The following is a 1683-nucleotide window of genomic DNA, read 5'->3' on the forward strand; positions in this document are numbered from 1 at the left end:
GCATCCAATGGATTCACCGCCCGCACGGTCACCAGATGCTCCAGACACTGGCCGACCCGGCAACGCCCATCACCCACGAGACGCTGGATGAGATGTCGCCCTGGCGCTCGGCGGCCTACCTGCGAGACCTGCTGATGCTGCACGGTGTCCTTCCCCGCACAGACCGGCACCTGATGCTGTTCCAGCGGTGGCTTCGCGACACCCTCGCCGAGATCACCGACCCTGACCACCAGCAGGTCATCACCAGGTTCGCCACCTGGCACGTGCTGCATCGACTCCGGCGCTTCGCCGAGCACGGGCCGGTCACCGACAAGCAGACCGATCGGGCTCGCATCGAGATCAGGCAGGCCATCGCGTTCCTGACCTGGCTGAACCAACGTGGTCGTGATCTGTCAAGCTGCGGCCAGGCCGACATCGACGCCTGGTATGCCGGCGCCTACACCGCTCGCCGTCTCACCCATGCCTTCCTGCGATGGGCCATGAAGACCAGGCTCCTGCCCCGCCTGGCGTTGCCTCACCAGGCCACCATCAACCCCGCGCCTATCGGCCAGCATCAGCGTCTGGCCGCTCTACGTCGACTCCTCACCGAAGAGCAGATTCCCCTGCTCACCCGGGTCGTGGCCACCATGGTGCTGCTCTATGCCCAGCCTCTGACCCGGATCCTGTGCCTGACCATCGACGACATCAACCACCACAATGGCCAGGTCACTCTCCGCCTCGGCGATCCTCCAACGCCCGTCCCGCAGCCCTTCGCCGACCTGTTGCTTCAACACCTCAACCAGCGCCTCAATCTGACCACCGCCACCAACCGAGACTCCCGCTGGCTCTTCCCCGGCCGCCGCGGCGGACAACCCATGACCACCGACGCGAGCGATGCCGCCTCACCCCCGCCAGAACGAGACGAGAACGAGAACGGTGCGCTATGCCAACATCTCCTGGACCACGCTCCTCAGCCGAGATCCGCTCCTACCTCATAGGCCAGTTCAACCAGGCACTTCGCCGTCCTGGCATGTTCGGCGGGGAGATGGCCCTGCGGCTGCTACTTGATCACCTGGCCTACGCCGAACACGACGAGGAGGCATGGGCGCAGGAACTACGGGTGCTGGAATCTCGGTGCGCTTTCAACTCGCTCGGCGTGACCGGAGCGTTCAAGACCGTGGTGCCAGGTGACTACGAGTACGGCGTCGCCTCGATCTACGCGGAATTCGCCCGCGATCGCGGCTGGCTGGACGTCGACCGAACGCTGACGGCTGAGGAATACGCGTCCATACGCCATGAAGTGAACGCCTGGGCTACTCAAGATCGCACACTCACCGAAGTACGTGAGGCATTCGGTCCGCCCTCCGTTCTCTTCGGCGGCAATAATCCCCTCTACGGCAAAACACTCGCCTACACGACCGAGCGGGTGACGGACCCGATGATCTGCTTCCATCTCTGGAACGGAACCGACCCGGGAACCGGGTCGAGTTGGCCGCCGACCTACAACGAGCCCATCCTCTTGGCCGTCCGCTGCGGAAGGGGACCGTTCAAGGACACGTTCACCTTCACACCGCAAGGAAGCATGCGTCGTCCCGGCACCGCATAGCCCCGCACGACCCATCGGCGACCAACTACATACCGTGACACCTTCCGCCCCGCTCCACCGGAATACACGACAGTGAATTACGCGAGGTCGCCAGAGTG

2 protein-coding genes are annotated in these 1683 nt (G+C 64.3%); both read left to right on the forward strand.

Translation table 11 applies throughout. The annotated features are described in order from the left end of the window. On the forward strand, positions 1–977 hold a 977-nt coding region (locus ACFY2X_RS47280), incomplete at its 5' end, for a hypothetical protein (protein WP_389952036.1). Positions 978–1009: 32 nt separating this feature from the next. Then, complete coding sequence (locus ACFY2X_RS47285) at positions 1010–1585, forward strand: hypothetical protein (RefSeq protein ID WP_389952038.1); 576 nt, start codon at positions 1010–1012, stop codon at positions 1583–1585. The last annotated feature ends 98 nt before the right edge of the window (positions 1586–1683 follow it).

Origin of the sequence: Streptosporangium sp. NPDC000396, assembly GCF_042898655.1 — a bacterium.
In the GTDB taxonomy this organism is placed as follows: domain Bacteria; phylum Actinomycetota; class Actinomycetes; order Streptosporangiales; family Streptosporangiaceae; genus Streptosporangium.